Source organism: Corynebacterium tuberculostearicum SK141 (assembly GCF_000175635.1).
Classification (GTDB): Bacteria; Actinomycetota; Actinomycetes; order Mycobacteriales; family Mycobacteriaceae; genus Corynebacterium; species Corynebacterium tuberculostearicum_C.
In genome coordinates this window covers 272,389-297,570 of record NZ_ACVP01000012.1, presented here as the reverse complement: position 1 = coordinate 297,570, position 25,182 = coordinate 272,389, and the positions used below count along the sequence as shown (strand labels likewise).

Below are 25,182 nucleotides of genomic sequence, written 5' to 3'. Positions count from 1 at the left end.
ATCGAACCAAGTCCGCACGAAATTCGCTCAAAAGTAACCTCCCGGCTACCTCGCGGCGACTCGGATTAATGTAGTCCACCACAACCACACAACACAAACCCGCAGGGCAGAGTACACAAATGAAAAATGACGCCCTTCCAACGAGTGGAACGGACGTCATCTACTGCTGTTTAGCTCAACTTAGCGCCAGCGAAGTTCTTCTTGCCTCGCCGCAGCACCAGCCAGCTGCCATGCAGGAGGTCTTCTGCAGACGGCTCCCACTCTGCCGATTCGATGCGCTGGTTATTCACGTAGGCACCGCCTTCCTTAATGGTGCGGCGAGCAGCACCCTTGGAATCGGCCAAGCCGCTAGCCACCAGCAGGTCAACGATCGTGCGCGGTTCGCCGGCGGCAATCTCCGCGACAGTGGTTTCAGAGAGCGCGCCGGCAAGCGTCTTCTCATCAAGCTCGGAAAGTTCGGCCTTGCCGAATAGCGCCTGGGCGGCAAGCTCGACAGCCTTGGTTGCCTCTTCACCGTGAACCAGATCGGTCATCTCTTGTGCCAGGCGGCGCTGAGCGGCGCGCTTATAAGGCTCTTCTTCTACCGCACGCTCGTATTCGGCGATTTCCTCCTGCGTCAGGAAGGTGAACCAGCGCAGGTAGTCGATGACTACAGAGTCACCGGCGTTGAGGAAGTACTGGTACCAGGAGTATGCGGAAGTTTTCTCCGGATCGAGCCAAAGCTTTCCGCCGCCAGTGGACTTGCCGAACTTCTGTCCGGAGGCGTCGGTAACCAGAGGCACCGTAAGGCCATGGACCTTGGCGCCATCGATACGACGGTTTAGGTCTACGCCAGAGACGATATTGCCCCACTGGTCACCGCCGCCGATCTGCAATACGCAATCGCGCTCGCGCCGGAGCTGCACGAAGTCATTGGACTGCAGGAGCATGTAGGAAAACTCGGTGTAGGAAATGCCGTCGCCCTCGAGGCGTCGCTTGACGGTATCGCGATCCAGCATCGTATTAAGGGAGAAGTTCTTACCTACGTCACGCAAAAAGTCGATGACGGACATGTTCATGGTCCAATCGGCGTTATTGACCATGGTGGCAGCCTGCTCGCCGTCGAAGTCGATGAACCGACGCAGCTGCCCCTTGATGGCCTCGAGGTTATGGGCCAAGTCTTCCTCGCTCAGCATGGAGCGCTCGCCGACGTCGCGCGGATCACCAATAAAGCCAGTTGCGCCACCCGCCAATGCGATTGGGTGGTGGCCGGCGTTTTGGAAGCGGCGCAGCATGATAAGTGGGACCAAGTGGCCAGCATGGAGGGAGTCGCCCGTGGGGTCGAACCCACAGTACAGCGCGATGGGGTTCTCACATGCCTCGCGCAGGGCCTCAAGATCGGTGGACTGATTGATCAGTCCGCGCCATTGCAGTTCATCGATGATATTCATGGGGGTCTTTCTAAAAGTCGAAGTTAAGCTGGCCATTTCTGGGCGTGGTCTACAAGCATGACTGGGATGTCATCCTCAATGGGATAGGCAATGCCCAGCCGCTCGTTGACGAGGACCTGTTTATCTTCCAGATATGTCAAAGGGCCCTTGTCTTGCGGGCAGACAAGGACCTCTAGCAACTTCGGGTCAAGACTCATGCGTCTTATCTTAGCGGGTAGAGGAAGAAGTTGGATCCCTCTACCCCACCTTCGACTTAGAGCAGGGATGGAACGTTAGCAACCAGGGAGAAGAGATCCTTCGGGTCATCCGGGTTGGCGATGATGTCGATCTCGGACTCCAGGTCGGTGCCCTTGACAGAATCGCGCAGGTAACGCAGGGCGGAGAAGTCGTTGATGGCGAATCCGACGTCGTCGAAGAGCGTGATCTGCTCATCGTCATCGCGGCCGGTGGCCTGACCAGTGAGCACCTGGTAGAACTCGACAACCGGGAAGTCTTCCGGCTTCTGCTGGATTTCACCTTCGATGCGGGTCTGCTCTGGGAATTCTACGAAGACCTTGGACTTGTCCAGGATGGAGCTTTCCAGCTCGGTCTTGCCCGGGCAGTCGCCACCAACGGCATTGAGGTGTACGCCTGGGGCGACGTGGCGCTCAGCCAGAATCTGGTTCTGAGCCTTGTCTGCGGTACAGGTGGTGATGATGTCTGCACCCAACACTGCCTCGTCGACGTTGGAACATGCAGTGATATTAAAGCCCAGTGGCTCCAAGTTGCGCTTGAACTTTTCTACCGCCTCAGGGTCGATGTCATAGATGGTAATGTCCTCAATTCCCATAACGCCGCGGAAGCCAAGCGCCTGGAACTCGGACTGGGAGCCCGCACCAACCATGGCCATGCGCTTGGAATCCTTGCGTGCCAAGTGCTTTGCCACCATGGCGGAGGTCGCGGCGGTACGCAGTGCGGTAAGCAGCGTCATCTCGGCTTCGAAGGTGGGGTAACCATTGTCGACGTCGGCAAGCACGCCAAAGGCAGTAACGGTCTGGAAACCGCGAGCTGGGTTGGATGGGTGACCGTTGACGTACTTGAAGGAGTACTCCTTGCCATTGGAGGTAGGCATGAGCTCGATAACGCCGAACGGGGTGTGGGAGGCAACGCGCGGAATCTTGTCGAACCGCTCCCACTCGCGGTAGTCGGCCTCAAGGTAGTCCACCATTCCGGTAATGATGTTTTCTACGCCTTCGCGCTGAATCCAGCGCGCCATATTCTCTACATCTACGAACTTAACTGCGTGGTTCATAAAAGTTCCTTTCTATTTCTTTGGGTGAAGGTCTGTTTGCGGTGCAGCCGGGAAGCTGGAGGTTGGCAGGTGCTTGGCCTTCCTCTCTTCCGCGATGGCGCGAATGCGGTCGCGCCATGCGTACCACATTGCCATAAAGACCGGAACGAGGAGCAGGGTCGATGCAAGTGCAAAGGTGCCGATTGGATAATCAAAGGCCATCAAGATAATGACTAGGCCAATGAAGATGAGCACTGCCCAGTCTCCGCCTTCGCCAAACGGCGAGCGGTATCCCGGTCGGGTGTAGCTTCCGCTCTTGGCCAGGCGCACAAATTTGAGGTGCGAGAGCGCAACTGCCGCCCAGGACGCCAATGTGCCCAGGGCTGCCAGGTTGAGCACGATTTCAAACGCCATCTCCGGCACCACATAGTTGAGGAAGACGCCTACCAAGCCCACCATGGCCGCCATGACGATGCCGCCGTAGGGCACGCCAGACTTGGACATGCGAGCGCCGAACTTCGGGCCGGAGCCGGAGGTGGACATGTTGTACATAATGCGGCCGGTGGAATACAGGCCGGCGTTGAGCGAGGAAATCGCAGCGGTGATAACGACAAGCTGGAAAATCGGGGCCGCCGCTCCTACGCCAAGGGACTCAAAGAAGGTCACGAATGGGGAAACATCAGCGACGTAGTCGGTGTACGGCAGCACGAGCGTGAGTAGCAGCACGGAGCCGAAGTAGAAAATCAGGATGCGCAGCAGCACGTTGTTGACTGCACGCGGAATGTGCTTTTCTACATTCTTGGTCTCGCCGGAAGTGGTACCAACGAGCTCAATGCCAGCATAGGCGAAGACGACGCCCTGGACGACGATCACGGCTGGCATCAAGCCATTAGGTAACCAGCCGCCGGAGTTAGAAATGAGACTAAAGCCGGTCGGGTCGCCACTCGGGTGGCCAAAGATGAGGACGCCGATGGCTACCAACATGAAGATGATCAGCGCGACGATCTTAATCAAGGAGAACCAGTACTCCAGCTCGCCGAAGATCTTCACCGAGAGCATATTGAACACGAGGATGCCGCAGATGACGACGAGTGCAAGTAACCACTGCGGGACGGCATCGAGCCACGACGTGTACTGACTAAACCACTTGATGTAGATGGCGACGGCTGTGCCGTCCGCCACCAGGGTCATGGCCCAGTTTCCCCAGTACAACCAGCCAGTGACGAAAGCGGTCTTTTCGCCATAAAACTCGCGAGCATAGGACACGAAGGAGCCGGAGCTGGGGCGATAGACGATGAGCTCGCCAAGTGAACGCAAGATGATGTAGCCGAAGAAACCACATACGAGGTACAGCACGGAGAGGAAGGGGCCCGCGTCTTGCAGGCGGCTGCCGGTACCTAGAAGAAGGCCGGTACCGATTGCGGAACCGATGGCAATCATCTGCAACTGGCGATTGCCCATTCCCTTTTGCAGGCCGTGGTCTTCCGAGGCGTAGACCGCCTTTTCATTCTCATGGGGCCCCGCTGTGGGCGGAGGCGAATTTACTGTCATAGGAGAGATCGTCCTTTCATTACGGTGAATGAGTCTGTTAGGTCACATTCTCTGCAAGAATACTAACGCATCACACTGTAACCCATGTCACCACTACCCCCGTTATGTTCAACAACGCAGTTGACGGGTTGGGAATGGGGGTCAATCTCCCACCCCCGCAGCGAGATATAAAAGAACCGCATGGCCAGCGACCATGCGGTTTTAAAGAGCACCGTGGATTAGCGCAGCGGCTTCTGCGCCCACGTGCGAGCAGCCGCGGCACGCTCGCGGACAGTCTCGCGCTGCTCAGCCACGCGAACACCAGCGGTGCCGCCCTTGGTGGCACGAGAGGCCACTGCCCCATCGATAGTGAGCACTTCACGGACGCTAGGCTTCAGCCGCTTGTCGACGCCCGCCAACTCCTCATCGGTGAGCTCCACTAGGTCAACTCCCCGCTCCTCAGCGATGCGCACGCAGGCGCCGGACGCTTCGTGCGCCTCGCGGAAAGGAACGCCTTGGCGAACCATCCATTCGGCCAAGTCGGTAGCCAACGTGAACCCGCGCGGGGCAAGTTCGCGCATGCGGTCCTCGTGGAAAGTCAGCGTGGACACCAGTCCGGTCATTGCCGGCAGCAGCAGGTTAAGCTGCGCCACCGAATCAACGATGGGCTCCTTATCTTCCTGCAGGTCGCGGTTATAGGCCAGCGGCTGTGCCTTCAGCGTAGACAACAGGCCAGTGAGGTTACCGATAAGGCGGCCAGTTTTGCCGCGGGTGAGCTCCGGAACGTCCGGATTCTTCTTTTGCGGCATGATGGACGAGCCGGTCGACCATGCATCATCCAGGGTGACGTAGCCGTATTCCGGCGTGCACCAGTAGATAATTTCTTCCGACAGTCGGGACATGTCGACGGCAATCTGCGCCAAGACGAAAGCCGTCTCGGAGGCGAAGTCACGAGCCGCAGTGCCATCCAAGGAGTTCTCCGCGGCGGCATCAAAGCCGAGTTCCTCCGCAATGGCTTCCGGATCTAGCTGCAAGGAGGAACCGGCTAGAGCGCCAGAACCGTAGGGCGATACAGCCAAGCGCTTATCCAGGTCCTGCAGACGCTCAATATCGCGCAGAAGTGGCTGTGCATGGCCCAAAAGCTCATGCGCCAAAAGTACCGGCTGTGCCGCCTGCGAGTGGGTCTTGCCCGGCATTATGGCGTCCGGATGTGCTGCTGCCTGATCGGCCAAGGCATCCACCAAGTCGCTCACCTGAGCCGCGGTATCGCGAATGGCATCGCGTACCCACATGCGAAACAGCGTCGCGACCTGGTCATTACGGGAACGACCGGCGCGCAGGCGACCGCCGACCTCTGGGCCCACAATCTCGATGAGCCCGCGCTCCATCGCACCATGGACGTCTTCGTCCGTGGGCGCTGGGTGGAACTCACCGGAGGCCACCTTCTCCCCTAGCTCGGTGAGGCCGGAGAGCATGGTGTTCAAGTCGCCGTCGGAAAGCAAGCCCGCTTTGTGCAGCACCTTGGCATGGGCCTTGGAGGCTAGTACGTCATATGGCGCCAGCACCCAGTCAAAGTGAGTGGATACAGAGAGGGCAAACATCGCCTCAGACGGTCCGCCGGAGAAGCGGCCACCCCATAGGGCACCCTCATTAGTCTTATGCGGTTCCATGTGCTCCTACTTCTGCGCGCTGGTGGGGAAACCACCGTCGCGGTCACGCTGGTTGGAGATCTGGGTGGACAGGCCGTGCAGCCGCACAAAGCCCTTAGCAGCGGTCTGGTCGAAGGTATCGCCAGTGTCATAAGTAGCCAGGTCAAAGGAGTACAGCGACTGGCCGGAACGGCGACCGGTGACCGTGGCGGTACCGGCATGCATGCTCAGGCGGATATCGCCGGTGACGTTTTCCTGGGACTCCTCAACGAAGGCATCCAGAGAACGCTTCAGGGGCGAGTGCCAGAGGCCGTCATAGACCTCCTCGGACCAGCGGGCATCGGTCAAGCGCTTGTAGCGGGCCAACTCGCGCTCCACGGTGACATCCTCCAGCGCCTCGTGGGCCTGGATGAGGACCATGGCGCCCGGAGCCTCATAGACCTCACGGGACTTAATGCCCACCAAGCGGTCCTCCACCATATCCAGACGGCCAATGCCCTGGGCACCAGCGCGGCGGTTGACCTCTTCAATAATCTGCAGCGGGGACATCTTCTGACCATCGACTGCCACCGGGATGCCCTTCTCAAAGGAGATGATAATTTCATCCGGGGCATTACCCAGGCCTGGATCCTCGGTATAGGCGTAGAGATCCTTTGTTGGCGGGTTCCACAGATCTTCAAGGAATCCGGTCTCTACCGCGCGGCCCCACAGGTTCTGATCGATAGAAAATGGCGAGGACGCGGACTGCTCAATCGGCAGGTTGATCTCTTCCGCGAAGGCGATGGCCTTATCGCGGGTCCACGCATAATCGCGTGCAGGGGCGATAATTTCGAGGGAAGGATCCTGGGCGCGGAAGGAAACCTCGAAGCGTACCTGGTCATTACCCTTGCCGGTGCAGCCGTGGGAGACGTGGGTGCCGCCGAATTCCTGCGCGGCCTTTACCAAGTGCTTGGTAATGAGGGGGCGGGAAATAGCCGATACCAGCGGGTACTGCTTCATGTACATGCCGTTTGCCTTGATGGTGGGAACGCAGTACTCCTCTGCGAACTCATCCTTGGCATCGATAACGATGGACTCTACGGCACCGCAGTCAAGTGCACGCTGGCGAACCGATTCCATGTCTTCGCCACCCTGGCCCAAGTCCAGGGAAACGGCGACAACGTCACCACCGGTCATTTTTGCCAGGTATGGGATGGCAACGGAAGTATCAAGGCCACCAGAGTAAGCCAAGACTACGCGTGCGGACATGGTTAATCTCCTTGTTCTATTGGAAACAATTCATCTAAGCACATAATATACGATGGTGGTCTGGATTGCCACCACCGCCGTCTAAATATTTCGCGTGGTAAGTGTCACCGCCAGATCTGCGCCCGTGACGCCCTCGCGCGCCAGGACGAAGATGGTGTCATCGCCGGCGATGCAACCAATGACATCGTGCAGCCCCACCCTGTCAATAAAGCTGGCAAGGTACTGGGCCGCACCGGCAGGGGTGCGCAGCATAGCTATATTGCCGGAAGAATCATGGGATACCACCAGTTCATCGAGCATGCGGCGCAGCTTTTCACGGGGGCCGCCCACCTGGTCTTCAAATTGCTCCAGCTCACCGCCGACCACGTAGAAGGAACGGCCACCATCGCGCTTTACCTTCTTCGCGCCCAGCTCATCCAAGTCACGGGACAAAGTGGCCTGCGTGATGTCGATGCCGTCTGCGAGAAGAAGCTCGGATAGTTGCACCTGGCTGGTGACGCGATTGCGATCCAAAATCTCTAGGATCTTGGCCTGCCGAGCATTGCGGGTGGTCGGGGTGTTCATTACTTAGTTGATCTCCTTATTTATTTCGAGCAACCAGACAAGAAGCGCTTTCTGCGCATGCAGGCGGTTCTCCGCTTCATCAAAGACGCGCGACTGTGGTCCATCAATTACCTCAGCCGTGACCTCATTTCCACGGTACGCCGGCAAACAATGTAAGAATATTGCATCCTTATGCGCTTTGCTCATTATGGTCGAATCAACCTGATATGGCAGGAACGGCGTACGCCTATCGCGGCCATCATTTTCCTGCCCCATAGAGGTCCAGGTATCGGTGATGACTACGTCTGCGCCTGCAACTTCATCTACGTCATCAGTGATGGTGATGTTGCCCCGCTTGCGCGCGCGGTCGACAAATTCCTGGCGCGGCTGGAATCCTTCGGGCGCGATAATGGAGACGTCCATGCCGGCCGTGGCGAAACCAATCATGTAGGAGTTAGCCATATTATTATCGCCATCGCCCAAGTAAACGGCCTTTTTACCTTTGAGGTCACCCAAATTCTCGCGACAGGTCAGCAGGTCAGCCAGAATCTGGCAGGGATGCAGGTCGTCGGAAAGCGCATTGACCAGAGGAACGGTCGCAGTCTCCGCCATCTGGAGGAGGTTGTCATGGTCAAAGGTGCGCCACACGATTGCCTCCACGTACCGCGAAAGCACCGCGGCCGTATCTTGGTAGGACTCCCCTTTGCCCATCTGAGTCGTAGAAGTATCGACGGTAATGCCCTTGCCGCCCATATTCGCTACTGCGGTTTCAAAGGAAAGGCGGGTCCGCGTAGACGTTTTATCAAAAAGCACCGCCACGGTCTTAGGTCCCTCTAGTGGGCGCTCCGCAAAGGGATCCTTCTTGAGCCTTTCAGCTAGGTCCAAAACGGTTGCTTGTTCTTGTGGGCTGAGATCGTCGTCAGCCAGAAAGTGTCGCAGGCTCATGCCAGTTCCTCCATTATCGTCCGAAGTGTTGTCAGTGCTGTGTCTAGTTCATCTTGGGAAATAACCAAGGGCGGGGTGAGGCGGAGTACATTCTCACTGGGTGCGTTGAGGATGAGCCCCTGTGCAAGCCCGTCGCGCACGGCCTGCTTAGCCACCGGTTGTGCTAAAACAATGCCGAGCATCAGGCCGCGGCCGCGTACGCGTTCTACAAGCGGCAATTTTTCAATCTCTTGCCGCAGATAGTCACCCTTATGGGTAACTTCCGCAAGAAATTCCGCATCCACGTATCCGGTGGCGCCTGCAATTGCTACTGAAATCGTCATAGGGGTGACTATAGCAATAAATACACTCGACCGTATGTTATTCATACAATTTAGAAAAATGCCTGGTTAAAGCTTCGTCAGGAGCGGAAAAATGTATGAAAAAGGGGCGGTGAGCTAAATCTCACCGCCCCTTTTTTGGGAAAGCTATGCGCGCATCTCTGCGCCCAAGCGCTGCTTAGCCAGCTCCGCTGCCGCCGTACGGTGCTCGTTGACTTCCTCATCGGTCAACGTGCGGTCCGCTGCACGGAACAGAAGCTGGAAGGCCAAGGACTTCTTGCCCTCACCCAACTGCTCACCACGGAAAATGTCGAAGAGCTCGACGGACTCGATGAGCTCACCCGCCCCCTCTTCCACGGTGGCGCGCACGCGCTCTGCTGGGACGTCTTCATCCACCACGAGCGCAATGTCCTGGTGCAACGCTGGGAAGGAGGACAGTACCGGCGCAGGGAATTTCTCTTCCAATGGCATAGCGGTAACGTCCAGCTCCATGGCGCAAGTACGCGCCGGCAGGTTCAGCGCTTCCAGAACCTGCGGGTGAAGCTCACCGGCATGGCCCAAGACCACATCGGTGCCAGCCACCTTCACGGCAGCACACCGGCCTGGGTGCCAGGGAAGAACGTGCGCGGCCTCAAGCTCGATATCCACACCGGCGGCGCGAGCGACCTGGCGGGCGGATTCGATGGCGTCGGCGTAGCTATATGCGCGTCCTTCGCCCCACGGGCCCTCATGCTCGATATTGCCGGTGGCCACCGTTGCAACGTGCAGCGGCTGCTCAGGAAGAGTATCCAGAAGTTCGGAAACAACCTGCTCAGAAGGTCGCTGCTCTACAGAGGGCATGGGCGATGCCTCGGCGCGCTTGAATGCCACCTGCTGCAGACCATATAGGGCGAGGTCGCTGCGGCCACGCGCAACATTGCGGCCGATGGCCTCCAGCATGTTCGGGAGCAGAGTCGTGGACAAGATGGCCTTATCTGCCTCAAGCGGATTCTGCACCTCTACGGTGCGGCGGCGAGCATCATCCTTGTCCAAGCCCCACACATCAAAGGTGTCGTTCGCCACGAACGGAGCCGGCAATACCTCTGCATAACCGGCATAGGCCAGGCCGTGGCCAATAGCGCGGCGACGCTTCTGCGCTGGGGTGAGACCGCGACCGCCGGCCGGAGTAGGCAGGACGGTAGGAATGTCCTCCAAGCCCTCAAGACGTAGGACCTCCTCAATGAGGTCAACATCCATGGAGATATCGGTGCGCCACGTAGCGGGCGTTACCTGCAGCATGTCACCCTCATCGGCAACAGTGCAGCCGACTTCCTCGAGGCGGGAAATAACAGTCTCACGGGAGTAGTCAACGCCGGCATACTCGCTAGCCTTTGCGGTGCGCAGGGCAATGGGCTCGCGCTTGGCGACGCCCCCGATAAGCGTCCGGCCTTCCTCAATGGTGCCGCCCGCCAGCTGCTGCAAGAGCGCACATGCGGTGTCTAGAGCGACCTCGACAATCGCAGGATCCACGCCGCGCTCGAAGCGACGCGAGGATTCAGAAGACAACTTATGGCGGCGGGAGGTGCGCGCCACGGTAATCGGATCCCAGATAGCGGATTCGAAGACCACATCAGTGGTCTCCTCCGAGATTTCGGAGGTAGTACCGCCCATGACACCGGCCAGCGACTGGATGCCGTTGTCATCGCAGATGACCACATCTTCTGCAGAAAGCTCACGCTTTACGTGATCCAAGGTCTCAAACTTCTCGCCTTCGTCCGCATTACGGACAACGAGATTTCCTTGGATAACGTTGGCTTCAAAGGCATGCATCGGGGCGCCCAAAAGCAACATCACATAGTTAGTAATGTCCGTGGGCAGGTTTACGCTGCGCTGGCCGCAGAGCATGAGCTCGCGCTCTAGCCAGAACGGGGTGCGTGCCTGCGGGTCTATGCCGGAGACCTTGCGGAGGCCGAAACGCTGCGCCTTGGTCTCGGGGTTGAGAGTGACGTCGATAAGCGAGCCCTGCGCCGCTGGAACAGCGGAGGTATCAATGCCAGCAACGGACGGGTCTTCGGCAATATCGGCAAAGTCCAGGTCGAAAGCGGAGGCAATCTCACGGCTCAAACCGCGCGCGGATAGGGCGTAGCCGCGATCCGGGGTGATGTTGACGTCGAAGTTCGTATCGTGCAGACCAATAATCGGGCGAGCGTCCTCGCCCACCTTATCGGCGACGTCATCGCCCAAGACGATGATGCCGTTAGCCTGTGCGCCCAAACCGAGCTCAGCACCGGAGCACAGCATGCCATTAGAGATGTGATCGTAGGTCTCGCGAGCCGCAATCTTGAAGCCCCCTGGCAGTTCCGAGCCCGGAAGCGCCACAACGACATAGTCATTCAGGCGGAAGTTGCGGGCACCACAAATGATGCCTTGCAACTCGCCCGTGCCATTAGCCTGGCCTACGTTGACTTGGCAGTAGCGGATGGGCTTTTTGAACTGCGTAAGTTCCTCGATCTCTACCACCTGGCCGATGACCAGCGGACCGGTGCTTTCTGGGACGGCGGCATAGCCCTCGGTTTCAAAACCGACGCGCACGAATCCGGAGTCCATATCGGCAGCGGAGACGTTCCAACCAGGGTTCTTAGCGCCCAGGATGCGGGTGACCCAGTCTTGGGAAATAAGCATTGGTGTGTCTATCCTTTCTGGGTTTTAAGCCTGCACGCCAAACGGCAGGGTGAAGCGGACATCGCCTTCGACCATGTCGCGCATATCGGTCAAGCCATTGCGGAACTGCAGCGTGCGCTCGAGGCCCATACCGAAGGCAAAGCCCGTGTATTCCTCTGGGTCAACACCTACGGCACGCAGCACATTGGGGTTCACCATGCCGCAGCCGCCCCACTCGATCCAACCGGCGCCGCCCTTCTTATTGGGGAACCACACATCAACCTCCGCAGAGGGCTCAGTGAACGGGAAGTAATTCACGCGCATGCGCGTCGTGGTCTCCGGACCGAACAGCACCTTGGCCAAGTGCTCCAGAGTGCCTCGCAGGTGGGCCATGGTCAGGCCCTTGTCCACGGCCAAACCTTCTACCTGGTGGAAAACCGGGGTGTGGGTGGCATCCAGCTCATCGGTGCGGAATACGCGGCCTGGGCAAGCGATATACAGCGGCACATCGCGCTCCAGCATGGTGCGAACCTGGACCGGAGAGGTGTGCGTGCGTAGTACCTGCTTAGAGCCCTCGCCGGAGACGTGGAACGTATCCTGCAAGGTACGTGCTGGGTGATCCGGCTTAAAATTCAAAGCGTCGAAGTTAAAGTACTCTGCCTCAACCTCGGGGCCATCCGCGATTTCCCAGCCCATACCGACGAAAATATCCGCAATGCGCTCAGAGAGTGCGGTAATTGGGTGAAGAGCACCAGTCTGGGTGCGGGTGGTGGGAATGGTGACGTCAACGGTCTCTGCTCGCAACTGCTCCTCGCGAGCCTTTTGCTCCAAGACATCCTTAACCTGGGCAAAGCGCTTTTCCATCTTGCCGCGGGCCATGTTGACAGCCTTGCCAGCGCTCTTGCGCTGATCCTTGGGCAGCTGCCCCAAAGACTGGCGCGCCTGCGGAATATAGCCGCCATCTCCTAGGTGCTCGCGGCGGGCTGCAGCCAGCTCATCGAGCGTTTCGGCTGCGTCGAAGGCTGCGATAGCCTTATCGGCCGCGGCCCCAAGAGCCTCTTCGGTCAATTCGATCTGCGGTGTATCGGACACGTACTTCGTACCTTCTTCTCGCGCGAAAACTAACGCGTGCAATCTTACTCTGTCCCGGCTAGCCCGACCGCCCCAGGGACCCCCTTTTCATTCGGGGTTCTGCTTAGCTTTGCTCTTGGGCCTTCGCGGACTCATAAAGACAAATGCTGGCGGCTGTTGCCAGGTTAAGTGACTCCGCTCGCCCACGCAGCGGAATACGCACCCGCATATCGGCTTCTTCCAGTAGTTCGCCGAGCCCATGTGCCTCGTTGCCAAAAAGCCACGCCGTCGGTTGGGACAAATCCGCCTCGGCTAGGTCTACTTCCCCGTCGGCGGCCGTCGCCACAATTTGCATGCCCGATTTACGCAGCTGCCCCAAGACGTCCTTAATATTGGGGTCTCGCGCTACCGGGACATGAAACAGCGAGCCGGCCGAAGCGCGCGCTACCTTGCAGCTGAGGGGATCGACCGTCTCGCCCGCAAAAATTACTCCATCTGCTCCCATGGCGTCGGAAGTTCTAATCAAGGTGCCTGCATTGCCCGGCTCCGAAGTGAGCACGGGAACAGAGACCAAGCTTGGTTTGCCGTTAAGGATTTTGCCCGCGGACCACAGGACCGGCTTGCACAGCGCGAAAAGCCCCGTGGTGGTGGCGGTATCAGATAAATGCTTAGCCGCTTTATCGGTGATGGGATGTACGTACACTCCCATGTATCCACAGGCGGTAATAATGTCACCGAAGCGTTCTGCGGCCTTTTCAGTGACGAAAACATCGACAGCAGCGCCAGTAGACACCGCAGCATCTACGGCGTTTTCTCCCTCAATCAGGAATTGCTTCGCCTTCTTCCGGTTAGCAGCGCGGTGCAGCTTGGCTGCATTAACAATGCGCGGGGTGCGTTCAGTAAAGGCAGAGTCAAAATCCAAATTCATGGCTCCTACCCTACCTACTAGTTGCCTAGCCCCAGACTCAGACCCAGCTGCGTAGGCAAAACAAAAAATCCTGTTGCCGGTATGGCAACAGGATCACAATGTTGAGTGCTACTTAGCTAGTGGCACGCCGCGGGCGTCCTTGTCGTAATCACCGGCGCCGGCGATGATCATGATGAACTCAATGAAAACCCAGATTCCGACGATGGCCCAAAACGCGAACCCGAGCAAGAACCAGAAAGTAGCCCAGCCCAAGATATTAAGCACCAGCTGCGCTACACCGAAGGTCGTGCGGCCGGTATAGAAGTTATGCGCGCCGAAGGAGCCCAAGAAGAAACACAGAAGCAAAGTCGCGATCCAAGACTTCTGCTGTCCCTGCGCCACATACTGCTGCTGCACCGGATAGGAACCCATATTCGGTTGTGGTGCATAGCCCTGGTTGTACTGCGGCTGGTAACCGGCCTGCTGGTTATAGGGGTTGTACTGCTGGCCCTGGTTGTTGTCATAGGACCGGCCAGAATACTCGCCATTTTCTGGTTGGTAGCTACCATTTGGGTTTGTCACAGGGAATCTGCTCCTCGGTCTCGGGGTCACTCGTGGTCTGGACTCAATGTAGCATGCGAGACCGAGCTCATTAGACAGATAGAGTATAAAACGAACAAAGCCCGCTTCGCCCGGCACATAAACCGGAGAAACGGGCGTTGTGTCCCTAGTAACTAGGCAGCCTTAGGAGCGTTGACGTCCTCAGGCAGAGCAGCCTTAGCAGCCTCGCACAGTGCGGAGAATGCCTCGAAGTCATTGACAGCAAGCTCAGCCAGAATCTTGCGGTCAACCTCGATCTCAGCCAGGCGCAGGCCGTGGATGAGACGGTTGTAGGTGATGTCGTTCATGCGGGCAGCAGCGTTGATGCGCTGGATCCACAGCTTACGGAACTCAGACTTACGAGCGCGACGATCGCGGTAAGCGTAAGTCATGGAGTGCAGCCACTGCTCCTTCGCCTTACGGTACAGGCGGGAACGCTGGCCGCGGTAGCCCTTAGCGGACTTCAGAATCGCGCGACGCTTCTTCTTTGCGTTAACTGAGCGCTTTACTCGTGCCACAGTGATACTTCCTTAATTCAAATTGTGATGGCGGATGTGGGTTGATTCGGCGCTATTATGCGCGGCCGAGCAGGCGCTTGACGCGCTTGGTGTCAGGCTGTGCGACTGCCTCGGTGCCCTTCAGACGGCGGGTACGCTTGGACGGCTTGCCCTCCAGCAGGTGGCGGCGGCCAGCCTGCTCACGGCGCAGCTTGCCGGAACCGGTCACCTTGATACGCTTTGCGGTGCCCTTGTGGGTCTTCTGCTTCATGAGTATTAAGTCCTTAAATCCTACGTGGAATCTGGTCTACTTCTTGCCCTTGCGAACCGGACCCAAGACCATAGTCATATTGCGACCATCCTGCTTGGGGCGGGACTCAACAACGCCAACTTCAGCGACGTCATCAGCCAAACGCTCCAAGAGGCGGAAACCCAGCTCCGGACGCGATTGCTCACGACCACGGAACATGATGGTCACCTTGACCTTGGATCCCTTCTCGAGGAAGCGAACTACGTTACCCTTCTTGGTCTCATAATCGTGATCATCGATCTTCGGGCGGAACTTCTGTTCCTTAACCACGGTCTGCTGCTGGTTCTTACGGGCTTCGCGAGCCTTCTGAGCCTGCTCGTACTTGAACTTGCCGTAGTCCATGATCTTGGCCACTGGGGGCTTTGCCTTCGGGGCTACCTCAACCAAGTCAAGGTCAGCCTCGTATGCAAGCTTGCGAGCATCATCGGTACGGACGATGCCCACCTGTTCACCACCGGGGCCTACCAAACGGACCTCGGGTACTCGGATACGCTCATTGATGCGAGCTTCAGCGCTGATTGTGGTTCTCCTCGATTAGGGGGTGTATGAGTAAGTAGTTCACCTACCGGGACCACAAACGAATCAAACCCGGTCTGCCAAAGACAGCCGGGAGTTCTCACAGTGCCAAGCATGTTTGCTTGGTTACCTTTACCTTTATCCTACGAACGGTGTTCGCGGCATCGGGTGGGAGAGACTCCGCTTGTGACCCACGCACCTCGAAAAGGCGTCATGGGCGGTAGTGGCTTTGAGGATAGCAGCTTCTACCCTTTCCACCAAATCGCAACTCGCCTAGCTGTCCTTGCATTGGGCAGCTGGTTTGATATTGCCCTTCTCTACCCCTCTATCAACGATGTCCACCAACTCATGGGCGAGATAGTTTACCGCTGGCTCGGCTTTGGCATAGTCCTCGCCATCTGTAACCACAGATAACGCGACGCCGGCGCGCTTTCCGGCCACCTCATGAACACCAAATTGGCGGTAGGTGTACTCATTGTCGTCCTCGTCCAAGCCCCAGCCACTTTTAGCGCGGGTTCGCTTCTCTTTCGACAGGCCAATTTTCTGCCAGGACACAATGTCTTTGAGCACCTTGTGGACGTAGTCCGCCTCCTCAATGCAAGGCAATTCAGCACCGAAGACTGCTTGGTCTTTCAATGCCCACGTGGAGTAGCCAAAAGCGGTGTCATGGATATCCGCGTGTGATCCATAGTCTTCGAGCAACTCCTCCACTGCCTTATCGGCGGAGCCTTCGCGCCATTTCACCTGCGACCATAAGGCGTAGGCGGCATCGTTATCGGACTCCTTGATTGCCAGGTCGACCAAACTCTTATCCGCGCCGTCTTTAAGCGCGGCGATAGCGATAGGGACCTTAACCGTGGACCAGACAGGACCCTTGCCCTTATCGCCCACAGCAATGGTGTCATCACCGGCCGAAATAGCAACCCCAACCTTGGCGTGGTACTTCTTTGCAGTCTTGTCTACTGCACGGTCAAGCTGAGTGCGCACTAAGTCCGGGTCGGGCGCCGGAGAGGTCGTCGCGGGCGCTGAGACGTTCTCGGCCTCAGGATCACCAGAGCAAGCGCTCACCATAAACAAGGTGAGCGCTGCCAACAGGCTGGCGCCGAGGCGGTAACTATTCACAGTGTCCCTACTTCAACATGTCCTTTAGGTAGCTACCGGTATAGGAGCCTTCCACCTGCGCAACATCTTCCGGGGTGCCCTGCGCGACTACGGTGCCGCCGCCGGCACCACCTTCCGGTCCCATATCCACGATCCAGTCCGCAGCCTTGATGACATCGAGGTTGTGCTCAATGATGAGCACCGAATTTCCCTTGTCTACAAGGCCCTGGATAACCAACATCAACTTGCGAATATCCTCAAAGTGCAGACCAGTGGTCGGCTCGTCCAAGATGTAGATAGTCCTACCGTTGGTGCGCTTTTGCAGCTCTGAGGCGAGCTTAACGCGTTGCGCCTCACCGCCAGACAGTGTGGTAGCGGCTTGACCGAGGCGGACGTAGCCCAAGCCGACGTCGACAAGCGTGGCAAGGTAGCGGTGAATCGAGTTGATGGGCTCGAAGAAGTCCGCTGCCTCAGAAATGGGCATGTCGAGCACCTCGGCGATGTTCTTGCCCTTGTAGTGCACCTCCAAGGTCTCGCGGTTATAGCGAGCGCCCTCACACACCTCACACGGAACATACACGTCCGGCAGGAAGTTCATCTCGATCTTGATGGTGCCATCGCCTTGGCATGCCTCGCAGCGCCCACCCTTGACATTGAAGGAGAAGCGGCCGGCCTTGTAGCCGCGAACCTTGGCCTCCTGGGTTTCGGCAAAAAGGTTACGGATCTTGTCAAAGACGCCCGTATAGGTTGCTGGGTTGGAACGCGGGGTGCGGCCAATCGGGCTCTGGTCAACCTGGACCAACTTATCCAAGTGCTCCACGCCCTCGACGCGCTTGGCCCGGCCGGGGACCTGGCGGGCGCGGTTGAGCTTATTGGCCAAAGTCTTAGCCAAAATCTCATTGACCACGGTGGATTTACCCGAACCGGAAACGCCGGTAATACACGCCAGCACTCCCAGCGGGATTTCGACGTTTATGCCCTTCAGGTTATTCTCGCGTGCACCCACGACTTTCAGGGTGCGATCCTTGTCGATCTCTCGGCGGTGATCCGGTACGGCGAGCACCTTCTTGCCGGATAGATACTGGCCAGTCAGGGACTCCTCTACCTTTTCAATTCCCGCCGGTTCGCCTTGGTAGACCACCTCGCCGCCATATTCACCGGCGCGCGGGCCCACATCGACAAGCCAATCGGACTCCCGAATGGTGTCTTCATCATGCTCGACCACAATGAGGGTATTGCCAATATCGCGCAAACGCTGCAGGGTCTTAATAAGGCGCTGGTTATCGCGTTGGTGCAAACCAATGGAAGGCTCATCGAGCACGTACAGAACGCCGGCCAAACCGGAACCAATCTGCGTGGCTAGGCGAATGCGCTGCGCCTCGCCGCCCGAAAGCGTGGATGCGCCGCGATCCAGGGTCAGGTAATTCAGACCGACGTCCAGAAGGAAGCGCAACCGAGCCTGGGTTTCCTTGAGTACCGCACCGGCAATGATTTCCTCGCGGTGCCCCAGCACCAAAGAGTCCAGGAATTCAGAGGCATCTTCAATCGAAAGCGCACACAGCCCCGCAATGGACTGCTCACCGTGAGTAGTAGAAGCCAAGCGGACGGCCAGGATCTCCGGCTTCAGGCGCGTGCCCTTACAGGTGCTGCACGGCACGCGGCGGGTGTATTGCAGCAGGCGATCCTTTTGGGACTGCGAATCGGTCGTTTCCAACTTGCGGTGAATGAAGCCAGTCGCACCCTCAAACGGCGCGGTCCAATTGCGCTGGCGCCCGTAGCGGTTCTTGTATCGAACCTGCACCTCCTCGTCCGTGCCATAGATGAGCGCGTGGCGCTGCTCCTTGGTCAATTCGCTCACTGGCGTCTTAGGGTCAAAGCCCATTGCCTTGCCCAGACCCTCCACTAGCTTGACAAAGTAGCGGGAGTTGGGAGAGGAGTGCCACGGCTGAATCGCATCAACCGCCGGGGCATCTGGGTCTGGGATAAGTAAGTCAACATCGACTTCCAGCTTGGTACCCAAACCATCACACACTGGGCAAGAACCAAACGGGGCATTAAAGGAGAAAGCACGGGGCTCATACTCTTCAATGGTCAAGGTGTGGCCATTCGGGCAGGCAGCCTTTTCCGAGTACGTGTGGGTGAGCTCTTCCCTATCTACGAACTCGATGGTGACCAGGCCATCGGCCAAACGCAGGGCAGTTTCCACCGAATCCGTTAAGCGTTGCTTCTGCGAGGCCTTCACCTGCAAGCGGTCAACCACTACCTCAATGTTGTGCTTGATCTGCTTCTTTAGCTTGGGAGGATCACTGAGCTGATGGGTCTCTCCATCCACTCGCACGCGGGAGTAACCCTGCGCCGAAAGATCCTGAAAAAGATCTACAAACTCGCCCTTGCGCTTACGCACTACCGGTGCAAGCACCTGGAACTTCAGCTTTTCTTCCAGATCCAGCACCGCATCCACAATCTGCTGCGGCGTTTGGCGTTCAATCACCGCATCGCACTTAGGGCAGTGCGGCGTACCGGCACGGGAAAAGAGCAAGCGCAGGTAGTCGTAGATCTCCGTGATCGTGCCCACCGTAGAGCGTGGATTATGGTTGGTGGATTTTTGATCAATGGACACTGCGGGTGACAGGCCATCAATAAATTCCACGTTGGGCTTATCCATCTGCCCTAAGAACATGCGGGCATAAGAACTCAAGGATTCCACGTAGCGGCGCTGGCCTTCAGCGAAGATGGTGTCAAAGGCCAGCGAAGATTTACCGGAGCCGGATAGGCCGGTAAAAACAACCATTTTATCGCGGGGAATATCGATATCCACGCCCTTGAGGTTGTGCTCGCGGGCACCGCGCACCACCAAACGATCAGCCACTATGCTCATACCTCCAGTCCTAGGGATTGCAATCTTCCCTCGAATGTACCCGTAGGCTGGGACACATGACTAACGAGCTTCAGCTACATCAGATTTCCGTGTCCGAGATGGACAATAACTGCTACCTCCTTCAGGCGGGCGAAGAGGGCTTGCTTGTCGACGCCGCCGATGACGCGCCCGCAATCCTCGACATGGCCCGCAAGGCCGGAGTGAAAATTACCGCGGTGCTCACGACCCACCGCCACTGGGACCACGTGCGCGCACTCGAGGAGATTTTGTCCGAAACGGGTGCTACTCACTACGCCTCCTTCCTTGATTCCCCCGCCATCCCGGCTGAGGTAGACGTGGAGCTGCGCAAGGGCGATTCCATCGAGTTCGCGGGTCTTCAGCTGCCAGTCATCATCTTGCGCGGCCACACCCCCGGCGGTGCAGCCCTAGTTGCAAGCATCGATGGCGTCACCAATCTCTTCGTAGGCGATTCCCTCTTCCCCGGTGGCCTGGGCAAGACTACCTCTGAGGGAGACTTCGTCCGCCTATATAAGGACGTCACCGCGCGCATCTTTGATGAGTTCCCCGACAATACGATCGTGCGCCCGGGACACGGCAAGTCCACGACCTTGGGCGAGGAGCGCCCCAAGCTTGGTGACTGGTGGGAACGCCGCTGGTGATCCAAAGGCGGTTTTCCGCGTACAATGGTCTAGCACACGATAGGTCTAGAACAACGAGCTAAGGAGCTTTAAGGACTATGATTCGCAAGCTTGCCCGCCCCATGCTGGCATCCGTATTTGTATGGGAAGGCGTAGACAACCTGCGCAACGCGTCCGAGCACGTGAAGGAAACCGAGGGTTTCCTCAAGACCGTGCGCAAGGCCGTTCCTTCTGAGTATCAGGGCTACATCCCCAATGACCCAGAACTAGTTACCCGCGCCATTGGCGGCGCTAAAGTAGGCGCCGGCTCCACCTTGGCTCTGGGCAAGGCACCGCGCACTTCCGCTGCGGTACTGGCCGCCGCTACCCTGCCTAACCTGATTGGCAAGAATAACTTCTGGGCAGCAGACAACAAGGAAGACAAGGAATCCCGCCGCAACGGATTCGTTACCAACACCGCTTTGCTTGGCGCCCTGTTTATCGCTACCCAGGACACCGAGGGCAAGCCTTCCCTGCGTTGGCGCGCACAGAAGGCCGGCAAGCGCACGAATAAGAAGATTCAGCAGGCGCTGCCTACTAAATCTGAATCCGAGCAGAAGCGCGAAGAGCTCTCTGCCCGTGCTAACGAGCTGTCTTCCAAGGCCGGCGACTGGATCAACGAGACCTCTGCCAAGGCACAGGCTTATGTAGACGACAACAAGGATGACTGGCAGTCCACCGGCCGCGGTCTGCTGGATACCGCCAAGTCCTATGTTGACGATGCCAAGACCTACGTAGAGGACAACAAGGACGATTGGCAGGAGTCTGGCCGCGGCTTGCTGGGCAACGCTAAGTCCTTCATTGAGGACTCGGTCGACAACGCCAAGACTTACGTTGAAGACAATAAGGGTGACTGGCTCGAGACCACACAGGCTAATCGCGACATCGCCCGTACCCGTGCTGTGAAGGCAGCTACCAAGGCTCAGGCACGTGCCGACAAGGCCGTCGCCAAGCTGGATGGCGCCAAGTCCAAGCGCGCAAACAAGAAGGCTTCCAAGCACGCTGACAAGCTGCAGCAGGAGGCAAATAAGAAGATTGAGGCAGCTATCAAGAAGCTGGAAAAGCGCTCTAAGTAGCCACATCTTCCTTGGCCGAGTATCTCGGCGATGACTCAACGGCCCAGCCTTATGCTGGGCCGTTGTTCTTTGTCACAGCAGGGTCTAAACTCATCTCTCCCCCTCGCCGGACAGCGTGCCCGGCACCTTCCACCCCATCAACGTCCAATCACCAAGGAGTCACGTGAACTCAGCATCCCAAAAGCACGCGGCGGCCGCAGGTTCCTCGGAGCGCGAAGCCATCGCTACGGAGCAAGATTATGTGGACGGCCTTTTCTCCCGCCTCGACGATGAGGTGGCTGCAGCAAATGAACGGCTCAATGAGGTGCAGGCGGACGTAGATCCCTCCACCCCGGACGCAGATGCCTTGGTACGCCGCGAAACGGAATACCACGGGCTCCAAGCCAAGCTGGATCGTCTCAATGTGGCCCAAATGGGATTGGTCTTTGGCCGCATCGATATTGACGCCCCCGGTGACAATCCCACCGGGGAAGGCCTAGATCGCCGCTACATCGGCCGCATGGGACTCGATGCGCGTGAAGAGGACTATCGCACGCTCCTTCTAGATTGGCGTGCCCCCATGGCACGGCCCTTCTATCTCGCTACCACCGCCCAACCAGAAGGCGTGCACACCCGCCGCCAAATCCGCACCAAGGGGCGCACCGTCACCGGCATTCATGATGAGGTCCTTGCCGGTCCCGGCGTGCGTGAAGAAGAGGCCGGCGTAGCGAGCGAATCCGCTCTCTATCACGCTATGCAGCGAGCCCGCACGGGCCACATGGCTTCCATTGTGGAGACCATTCAGCGGGAGCAGGACGAGATTATCCGCGATAACACCCGCGGCGTGATGGTGGTAGAAGGCGGCCCTGGCACCGGTAAGACCGCAGTTGCGCTGCACCGCGTTGCCTATCTGCTCTATACCCACCGCGAGCTGCTTTCTGCCACTGGCGTACTCATCGTTGGTCCCAATAGCAGCTTCTTGGACTATATTTCGCGCGTGCTCCCAGAACTAGGCGAGACCGGCGTGGTGCTCTCCACCATCGGCGGACTCTTCCCTGGAATCGAACCGGAACACGAAGAAGACCTGGTGGCTCGGGAAATCAAGGGCAGCGACGCCATGGTGGAAATCCTCTCCACCGCGGTCAAGGACTACCAGCTGCTTCCCGACGCCCCCCGCGAACTAGCAGTCGACGGCCTTACCTTAAGCGTCACCCCAAAAATGGTGAAAAGCGCCCGTACACGTGCACGGCGCTCGCGCAAGCCACACAATGAGGCGCGTGGTGCCTTCATTGAGCACCTCGTAGAAGACCTAGCCCAGCAGATGGCAGACACGGTAGGTGCCGATCCGCTTGGCGGAAAGAATCTTCTTTCGCGCGCCGATGTCGATCAATTCCACGATGACCTTGCTGAGGACGCGGCCGTCACCGCCTTGATCGATGAGTTTTGGCCCGAACTACACCCCACCGATGTACTTGCTGCCCTAGTCTCCTCACGCGAGCGTATCGCTTCTGCCGCCCACGGATATGACGAGGAAACCCAAGAAGCGCTCTACCGCGCAGAGGGGCGAGCATGGACGGGTTCGGATGCGGCCTTGCTAGACGAGCTTGCCGTCCTCATCGGCCTACCCAACCCTGAAGAAAAGAAGGCAGCCGATGATGCGGCGTGGCGCGACCAAGTGGCTGATGCGGAAGACGCATTGGATATCTTGTCCTCCTCCGAGTCCACAGATAATGACGATGACATGTTTGAAGCAGAAATCCTCTCTGCCCACGATGTCATCGACGCCGAGACCCTGGCGCACCGCCAGGAGGTACGCGATAAACGCACCACTGCCCAACGCGCCCGCGAAGACCATACGTGGGCTTATGGTCACATCATCGTGGACGAGGCCCAGGAATTAACACCTATGGAGTGGCGCATGCTCTTCCGCCGCTGCCCTTCCCGGTGGATGACTTTGGTGGGTGATACCTCCCAGACTGGTTCCCCAGCAGGTGTTGATGACTGGGGCGAGGCCCTCGAGCCCTTCGTAGCCCAGCGCTTCCGTCACCACTTCTTAACCGTCAACTATCGCACCCCGCAGCCCATCACGGATTTGGCCAATGGACTGTTGGAAATGATTAACCCTGACGCCATTCCGGCGACAGCCATCCGTGATGGGGTGCAGGTGCGTCGGCTTGAGCAAGGCAACTACACCCCTGGTGTACACAGCGAAGAGGACGGCAGGCTCACAGCGGTTATTGACGCCGCCACGGCGGAGCGCTACAAGGGCCTCGAGTTTGACCACGTGGTCGTGCTCGATCCGCAGCGCATCGTGGACGCCTCCCCACAGGGATTACAGAACCTCTATGTCTGCATCACTCGTGCCACTCAATCGCTCACGCTCGTTGGTGACTGCGGCGAAGTTCTTTAGGCTCCCGTAAGCTTTATGCCATGGCCTTATCTGACATCATGCGCAAAGCTGAAAGCTCACTAAACTCCATTACTTTGAAGCGCTCCCAACGGCGTGGATGGCAGCCCCTGATTGTGGGTTATACAGGTTATGGCACCACCGATCAGGTGAGAGTCTTCGGCCGCGTACTCATGCATGATCCTGATGAAGGCAAGAGGGATACGTGGGGTGAGCGCGGCTACCAGCAGTTTCTTACCATTCAAGTAGGACACCACGACGTTTCGGTAACTATTGGGGAAAAGACTGTCACCGGCACCACCGATCGCAACGGATACATTGACTTACTAGTCCATGACCACGAACTAGAGCCCGGGTGGCATACGGCAACAATCGAGGCCGCAAATGCGAAGGCTGTGGAAGTCCAACTACTTATCGTTGATCCGGCGGCCAAGATCGGCATCATTAGCGATATCGATGACACGGTGCTTGTCACGTGGCTGCCGCGTGCGCTCACCGCGGCGTGGAATTCCTGGGCCAAGCGCCCTAGCAAGCGACAGGCCGTTCCCGGAATGGCTGAATTCTATGCTCAGCTACAGCAACGCTTCCCCCAAGCCCCAGTGTTTTATCTATCTACGGGCGCTTGGAATACCTTTGGCTCGCTCAAGAAATTCCTGTCCCACCATGGTTTCCCCGCGGGTCCCATGCTGCTGACGGACTGGGGCCCAACGGAAACGGGACTTTTCCGCAGCGGGCAGGAGCACAAGCGTGTTCAACTGCGCAATCTGCTCATTGCCTACCCGGATATGCAATGGATTCTCATTGGCGATGACGGACAACATGATCCATTAACGTACGGCGATGTGGCTAATGAGCATCCGGACCGGATACACTCTGTGCTCATCCGCAATCTGAGCCCGCAGGAGCAGTTGCTCTCCCACGGCTCCCTGAGCCCTTTGGCCGATGCCAATGAGGAGGGCCACTTCTCTATTCCCTTGATTCAGGGCGCGAACGGCAACACCATTGCCGCCGCATTCAACGCTGCGCATCCTGCAGAGTAGGCAGCGCTTAACGACGAAACCCGCCTTGGCCTTCCAGCGAGACCAAGGCGGGTTTTAATCACCGCATTTAGCTGACGGTGTGAACGATCATTACATCGCAGTCGGACTGGCGAGCAACGTCTGCCGGCACGGAGCCCAGCAGGCGACCGGTCAGGGAGTTGATGCCGCGGTTGCCCACGATAAGCAGGTCAGCATCGTTGTCGTTGACGATGGACATCAGGGCCTGCACTGGGGTGCCCGGGCGAACAGCGGTTTCGACCTTGGAAGCGCCGAACTTCTCAGCGTGTGCCTTAGCATCCTTGAGGTTTGCCTCCGCCTTCTCATCGCCCAAAATGGTTACGGAATCCTGGCGCAGGGTCTTGGAAGCCTGCTCCTGGTTTTCGTAGTAAGCACAACCAATAATCAGATTGGAATCGAATGCGGCGGCGATCTTAGCTGCTCGCTCTACAGCGAGGAGAGAAGACTTAGAACCGTCAGTACCGACAACGATCGAGTTGTAGTCGCTCATGATGACCTTTCTTTGTGGGTGTGTACCCGGAGTGTTTATT

23 protein-coding genes are annotated in these 25,182 nt (G+C 58.0%); 4 read left to right on the top strand and 19 right to left on the bottom strand.

Going from position 1 to position 25,182, the window contains the following annotated elements:
• Positions 1-170: 170 nt before the first annotated feature.
• The 18 genes from tyrS to uvrA form a co-directional block, all read right to left on the bottom strand.
• A complete protein-coding gene (gene tyrS / locus CORTU0001_RS04860; RefSeq protein WP_005327884.1) occupies positions 171-1,430 on the bottom strand; it encodes a tyrosine--tRNA ligase in 1,260 nt (419 codons plus the stop codon).
• A 23-nt stretch (positions 1,431-1,453) separates the two neighbouring features.
• Complete coding sequence (locus CORTU0001_RS04855) at positions 1,454-1,627, bottom strand: Trm112 family protein (RefSeq protein ID WP_005323252.1); 174 nt, start codon at positions 1,625-1,627, stop codon at positions 1,454-1,456.
• A 56-nt stretch (positions 1,628-1,683) separates the two neighbouring features.
• Complete coding sequence (locus CORTU0001_RS04850; protein ID WP_005327880.1) at positions 1,684-2,721, bottom strand: ornithine cyclodeaminase; 1,038 nt, start codon at positions 2,719-2,721, stop codon at positions 1,684-1,686.
• Positions 2,722-2,733: 12 nt separating this feature from the next.
• Positions 2,734-4,251 carry an amino acid permease gene (locus CORTU0001_RS04845; RefSeq protein ID WP_005327877.1) on the bottom strand — a complete coding sequence of 506 codons (1,518 nt, stop codon included), beginning with the start codon at positions 4,249-4,251 and terminating at the stop codon, positions 2,734-2,736.
• A 218-nt stretch (positions 4,252-4,469) separates the two neighbouring features.
• Positions 4,470-5,900: an argininosuccinate lyase gene (gene argH / locus CORTU0001_RS04840; RefSeq protein ID WP_005327875.1), complete on the bottom strand. Its 1,431-nt coding sequence runs from the start codon at positions 5,898-5,900 to the stop codon at positions 4,470-4,472.
• Positions 5,901-5,906: 6 nt separating this feature from the next.
• Complete coding sequence (locus CORTU0001_RS04835; RefSeq protein WP_005327873.1) at positions 5,907-7,127, bottom strand: argininosuccinate synthase; 1,221 nt, start codon at positions 7,125-7,127, stop codon at positions 5,907-5,909.
• Between the two features lie 81 nt (positions 7,128-7,208).
• A complete protein-coding gene (locus CORTU0001_RS04830; protein ID WP_005327871.1) occupies positions 7,209-7,691 on the bottom strand; it encodes an arginine repressor in 483 nt (160 codons plus the stop codon).
• Positions 7,692-7,694: 3 nt separating this feature from the next.
• Positions 7,695-8,615 (bottom strand): ornithine carbamoyltransferase, encoded by a 921-nt coding sequence (gene argF / locus CORTU0001_RS04825; RefSeq protein ID WP_005327869.1) that lies wholly within the window; start codon positions 8,613-8,615, stop codon positions 7,695-7,697.
• Positions 8,612-8,938 carry an aminotransferase class III-fold pyridoxal phosphate-dependent enzyme gene (locus CORTU0001_RS04820; RefSeq protein ID WP_005327867.1) on the bottom strand — a complete coding sequence of 109 codons (327 nt, stop codon included), beginning with the start codon at positions 8,936-8,938 and terminating at the stop codon, positions 8,612-8,614. Before CORTU0001_RS04820 ends, argF begins: the two co-directional genes overlap by 4 nt.
• 144 nt (positions 8,939-9,082) lie before the next feature.
• Positions 9,083-11,596, bottom strand: a complete 2,514-nt coding sequence (gene pheT, locus CORTU0001_RS04815; RefSeq protein WP_005327864.1) for a phenylalanine--tRNA ligase subunit beta — start codon at positions 11,594-11,596, stop codon at positions 9,083-9,085.
• Positions 11,597-11,620: 24 nt separating this feature from the next.
• Positions 11,621-12,667, bottom strand: a complete 1,047-nt coding sequence (pheS, locus tag CORTU0001_RS04810) for a phenylalanine--tRNA ligase subunit alpha (RefSeq protein WP_005327862.1) — start codon at positions 12,665-12,667, stop codon at positions 11,621-11,623.
• A gap of 103 nt (positions 12,668-12,770) precedes the next feature.
• Positions 12,771-13,574 carry a TrmH family RNA methyltransferase gene (locus CORTU0001_RS04805; RefSeq protein WP_005327858.1) on the bottom strand — a complete coding sequence of 268 codons (804 nt, stop codon included), beginning with the start codon at positions 13,572-13,574 and terminating at the stop codon, positions 12,771-12,773.
• 108 nt (positions 13,575-13,682) lie between these two features.
• Positions 13,683-14,135, bottom strand: coding sequence for a TM2 domain-containing protein (locus CORTU0001_RS04800; RefSeq protein ID WP_005327856.1), 453 nt, complete (start codon positions 14,133-14,135; stop codon positions 13,683-13,685).
• A gap of 152 nt (positions 14,136-14,287) precedes the next feature.
• The gene (gene rplT, locus CORTU0001_RS04795; protein WP_005323264.1) at positions 14,288-14,671 is read right to left on the bottom strand and encodes a 50S ribosomal protein L20; all 384 of its coding nucleotides are present in this window, start codon (positions 14,669-14,671) and stop codon (positions 14,288-14,290) included.
• Positions 14,672-14,726: 55 nt separating this feature from the next.
• Positions 14,727-14,921 carry a 50S ribosomal protein L35 gene (gene rpmI / locus CORTU0001_RS04790; protein WP_005323265.1) on the bottom strand — a complete coding sequence of 65 codons (195 nt, stop codon included), beginning with the start codon at positions 14,919-14,921 and terminating at the stop codon, positions 14,727-14,729.
• Positions 14,922-14,957: 36 nt separating this feature from the next.
• Positions 14,958-15,479: a translation initiation factor IF-3 gene (gene infC, locus CORTU0001_RS04785; protein ID WP_080970442.1), complete on the bottom strand. Its 522-nt coding sequence runs from the start codon at positions 15,477-15,479 to the stop codon at positions 14,958-14,960.
• A 270-nt stretch (positions 15,480-15,749) separates the two neighbouring features.
• Entirely contained in the window at positions 15,750-16,598 is an 849-nt protein-coding gene (locus CORTU0001_RS04780) for a serine hydrolase (protein ID WP_005327852.1), read from the bottom strand.
• Between the two features lie 7 nt (positions 16,599-16,605).
• Positions 16,606-19,446, bottom strand: coding sequence for an excinuclease ABC subunit UvrA (uvrA, locus tag CORTU0001_RS04775; protein WP_005327849.1), 2,841 nt, complete (start codon positions 19,444-19,446; stop codon positions 16,606-16,608).
• Between the two features lie 65 nt (positions 19,447-19,511).
• Between uvrA and CORTU0001_RS04770 the strand changes: the two genes are divergently transcribed.
• From CORTU0001_RS04770 to CORTU0001_RS04755, 4 genes are all read left to right on the top strand, one after another.
• Positions 19,512-20,114: an MBL fold metallo-hydrolase gene (locus CORTU0001_RS04770; protein ID WP_005327847.1), complete on the top strand. Its 603-nt coding sequence runs from the start codon at positions 19,512-19,514 to the stop codon at positions 20,112-20,114.
• Positions 20,115-20,191: 77 nt separating this feature from the next.
• The gene (locus tag CORTU0001_RS04765) at positions 20,192-21,208 is read left to right on the top strand and encodes a DoxX family protein (RefSeq protein WP_005327844.1); all 1,017 of its coding nucleotides are present in this window, start codon (positions 20,192-20,194) and stop codon (positions 21,206-21,208) included.
• A 163-nt stretch (positions 21,209-21,371) separates the two neighbouring features.
• Complete coding sequence (locus CORTU0001_RS04760) at positions 21,372-23,597, top strand: HelD family protein (protein WP_005327843.1); 2,226 nt, start codon at positions 21,372-21,374, stop codon at positions 23,595-23,597.
• Positions 23,598-23,617: 20 nt separating this feature from the next.
• A complete protein-coding gene (locus tag CORTU0001_RS04755) occupies positions 23,618-24,634 on the top strand; it encodes an App1 family protein phosphatidate phosphatase (protein WP_005327842.1) in 1,017 nt (338 codons plus the stop codon).
• 67 nt (positions 24,635-24,701) lie between these two features.
• Here CORTU0001_RS04755 and CORTU0001_RS04750 read toward each other — a convergent pair whose 3' ends face one another.
• A complete protein-coding gene (locus CORTU0001_RS04750) occupies positions 24,702-25,142 on the bottom strand; it encodes a universal stress protein (RefSeq protein ID WP_005323273.1) in 441 nt (146 codons plus the stop codon).
• Positions 25,143-25,182: the final 40 nt, after the last annotated feature.

What these genes read in the sequence shown, in the direction of transcription:
- tyrS (WP_005327884.1), bottom strand. Translation starts at nt 1,430, where the DNA reads ATGAATATCATCGATGAACTGCAATGGCGCGGACTGATCAATCAGTCC.
- CORTU0001_RS04855 (WP_005323252.1), bottom strand. Translation starts at nt 1,627, where the DNA reads ATGAGTCTTGACCCGAAGTTGCTAGAGGTCCTTGTCTGCCCGCAAGAC.
- CORTU0001_RS04850 (WP_005327880.1), bottom strand. Translation starts at nt 2,721, where the DNA reads ATGAACCACGCAGTTAAGTTCGTAGATGTAGAGAATATGGCGCGCTGG.
- CORTU0001_RS04845 (WP_005327877.1), bottom strand. Translation starts at nt 4,251, where the DNA reads ATGACAGTAAATTCGCCTCCGCCCACAGCGGGGCCCCATGAGAATGAA.
- argH (WP_005327875.1), bottom strand. Translation starts at nt 5,900, where the DNA reads ATGGAACCGCATAAGACTAATGAGGGTGCCCTATGGGGTGGCCGCTTC.
- CORTU0001_RS04835 (WP_005327873.1), bottom strand. Translation starts at nt 7,127, where the DNA reads ATGTCCGCACGCGTAGTCTTGGCTTACTCTGGTGGCCTTGATACTTCC.
- CORTU0001_RS04830 (WP_005327871.1), bottom strand. Translation starts at nt 7,691, where the DNA reads ATGAACACCCCGACCACCCGCAATGCTCGGCAGGCCAAGATCCTAGAG.
- argF (WP_005327869.1), bottom strand. Translation starts at nt 8,615, where the DNA reads ATGAGCCTGCGACACTTTCTGGCTGACGACGATCTCAGCCCACAAGAA.
- CORTU0001_RS04820 (WP_005327867.1), bottom strand. Translation starts at nt 8,938, where the DNA reads ATGACGATTTCAGTAGCAATTGCAGGCGCCACCGGATACGTGGATGCG.
- pheT (WP_005327864.1), bottom strand. Translation starts at nt 11,596, where the DNA reads ATGCTTATTTCCCAAGACTGGGTCACCCGCATCCTGGGCGCTAAGAAC.
- CORTU0001_RS04805 (WP_005327858.1), bottom strand. Translation starts at nt 13,574, where the DNA reads ATGAATTTGGATTTTGACTCTGCCTTTACTGAACGCACCCCGCGCATT.
- rpmI (WP_005323265.1), bottom strand. Translation starts at nt 14,921, where the DNA reads ATGAAGCAGAAGACCCACAAGGGCACCGCAAAGCGTATCAAGGTGACC.
- CORTU0001_RS04770 (WP_005327847.1), top strand. Translation starts at nt 19,512, where the DNA reads ATGACTAACGAGCTTCAGCTACATCAGATTTCCGTGTCCGAGATGGAC.
- CORTU0001_RS04765 (WP_005327844.1), top strand. Translation starts at nt 20,192, where the DNA reads ATGATTCGCAAGCTTGCCCGCCCCATGCTGGCATCCGTATTTGTATGG.
- CORTU0001_RS04755 (WP_005327842.1), top strand. Translation starts at nt 23,618, where the DNA reads ATGGCCTTATCTGACATCATGCGCAAAGCTGAAAGCTCACTAAACTCC.
- CORTU0001_RS04750 (WP_005323273.1), bottom strand. Translation starts at nt 25,142, where the DNA reads ATGAGCGACTACAACTCGATCGTTGTCGGTACTGACGGTTCTAAGTCT.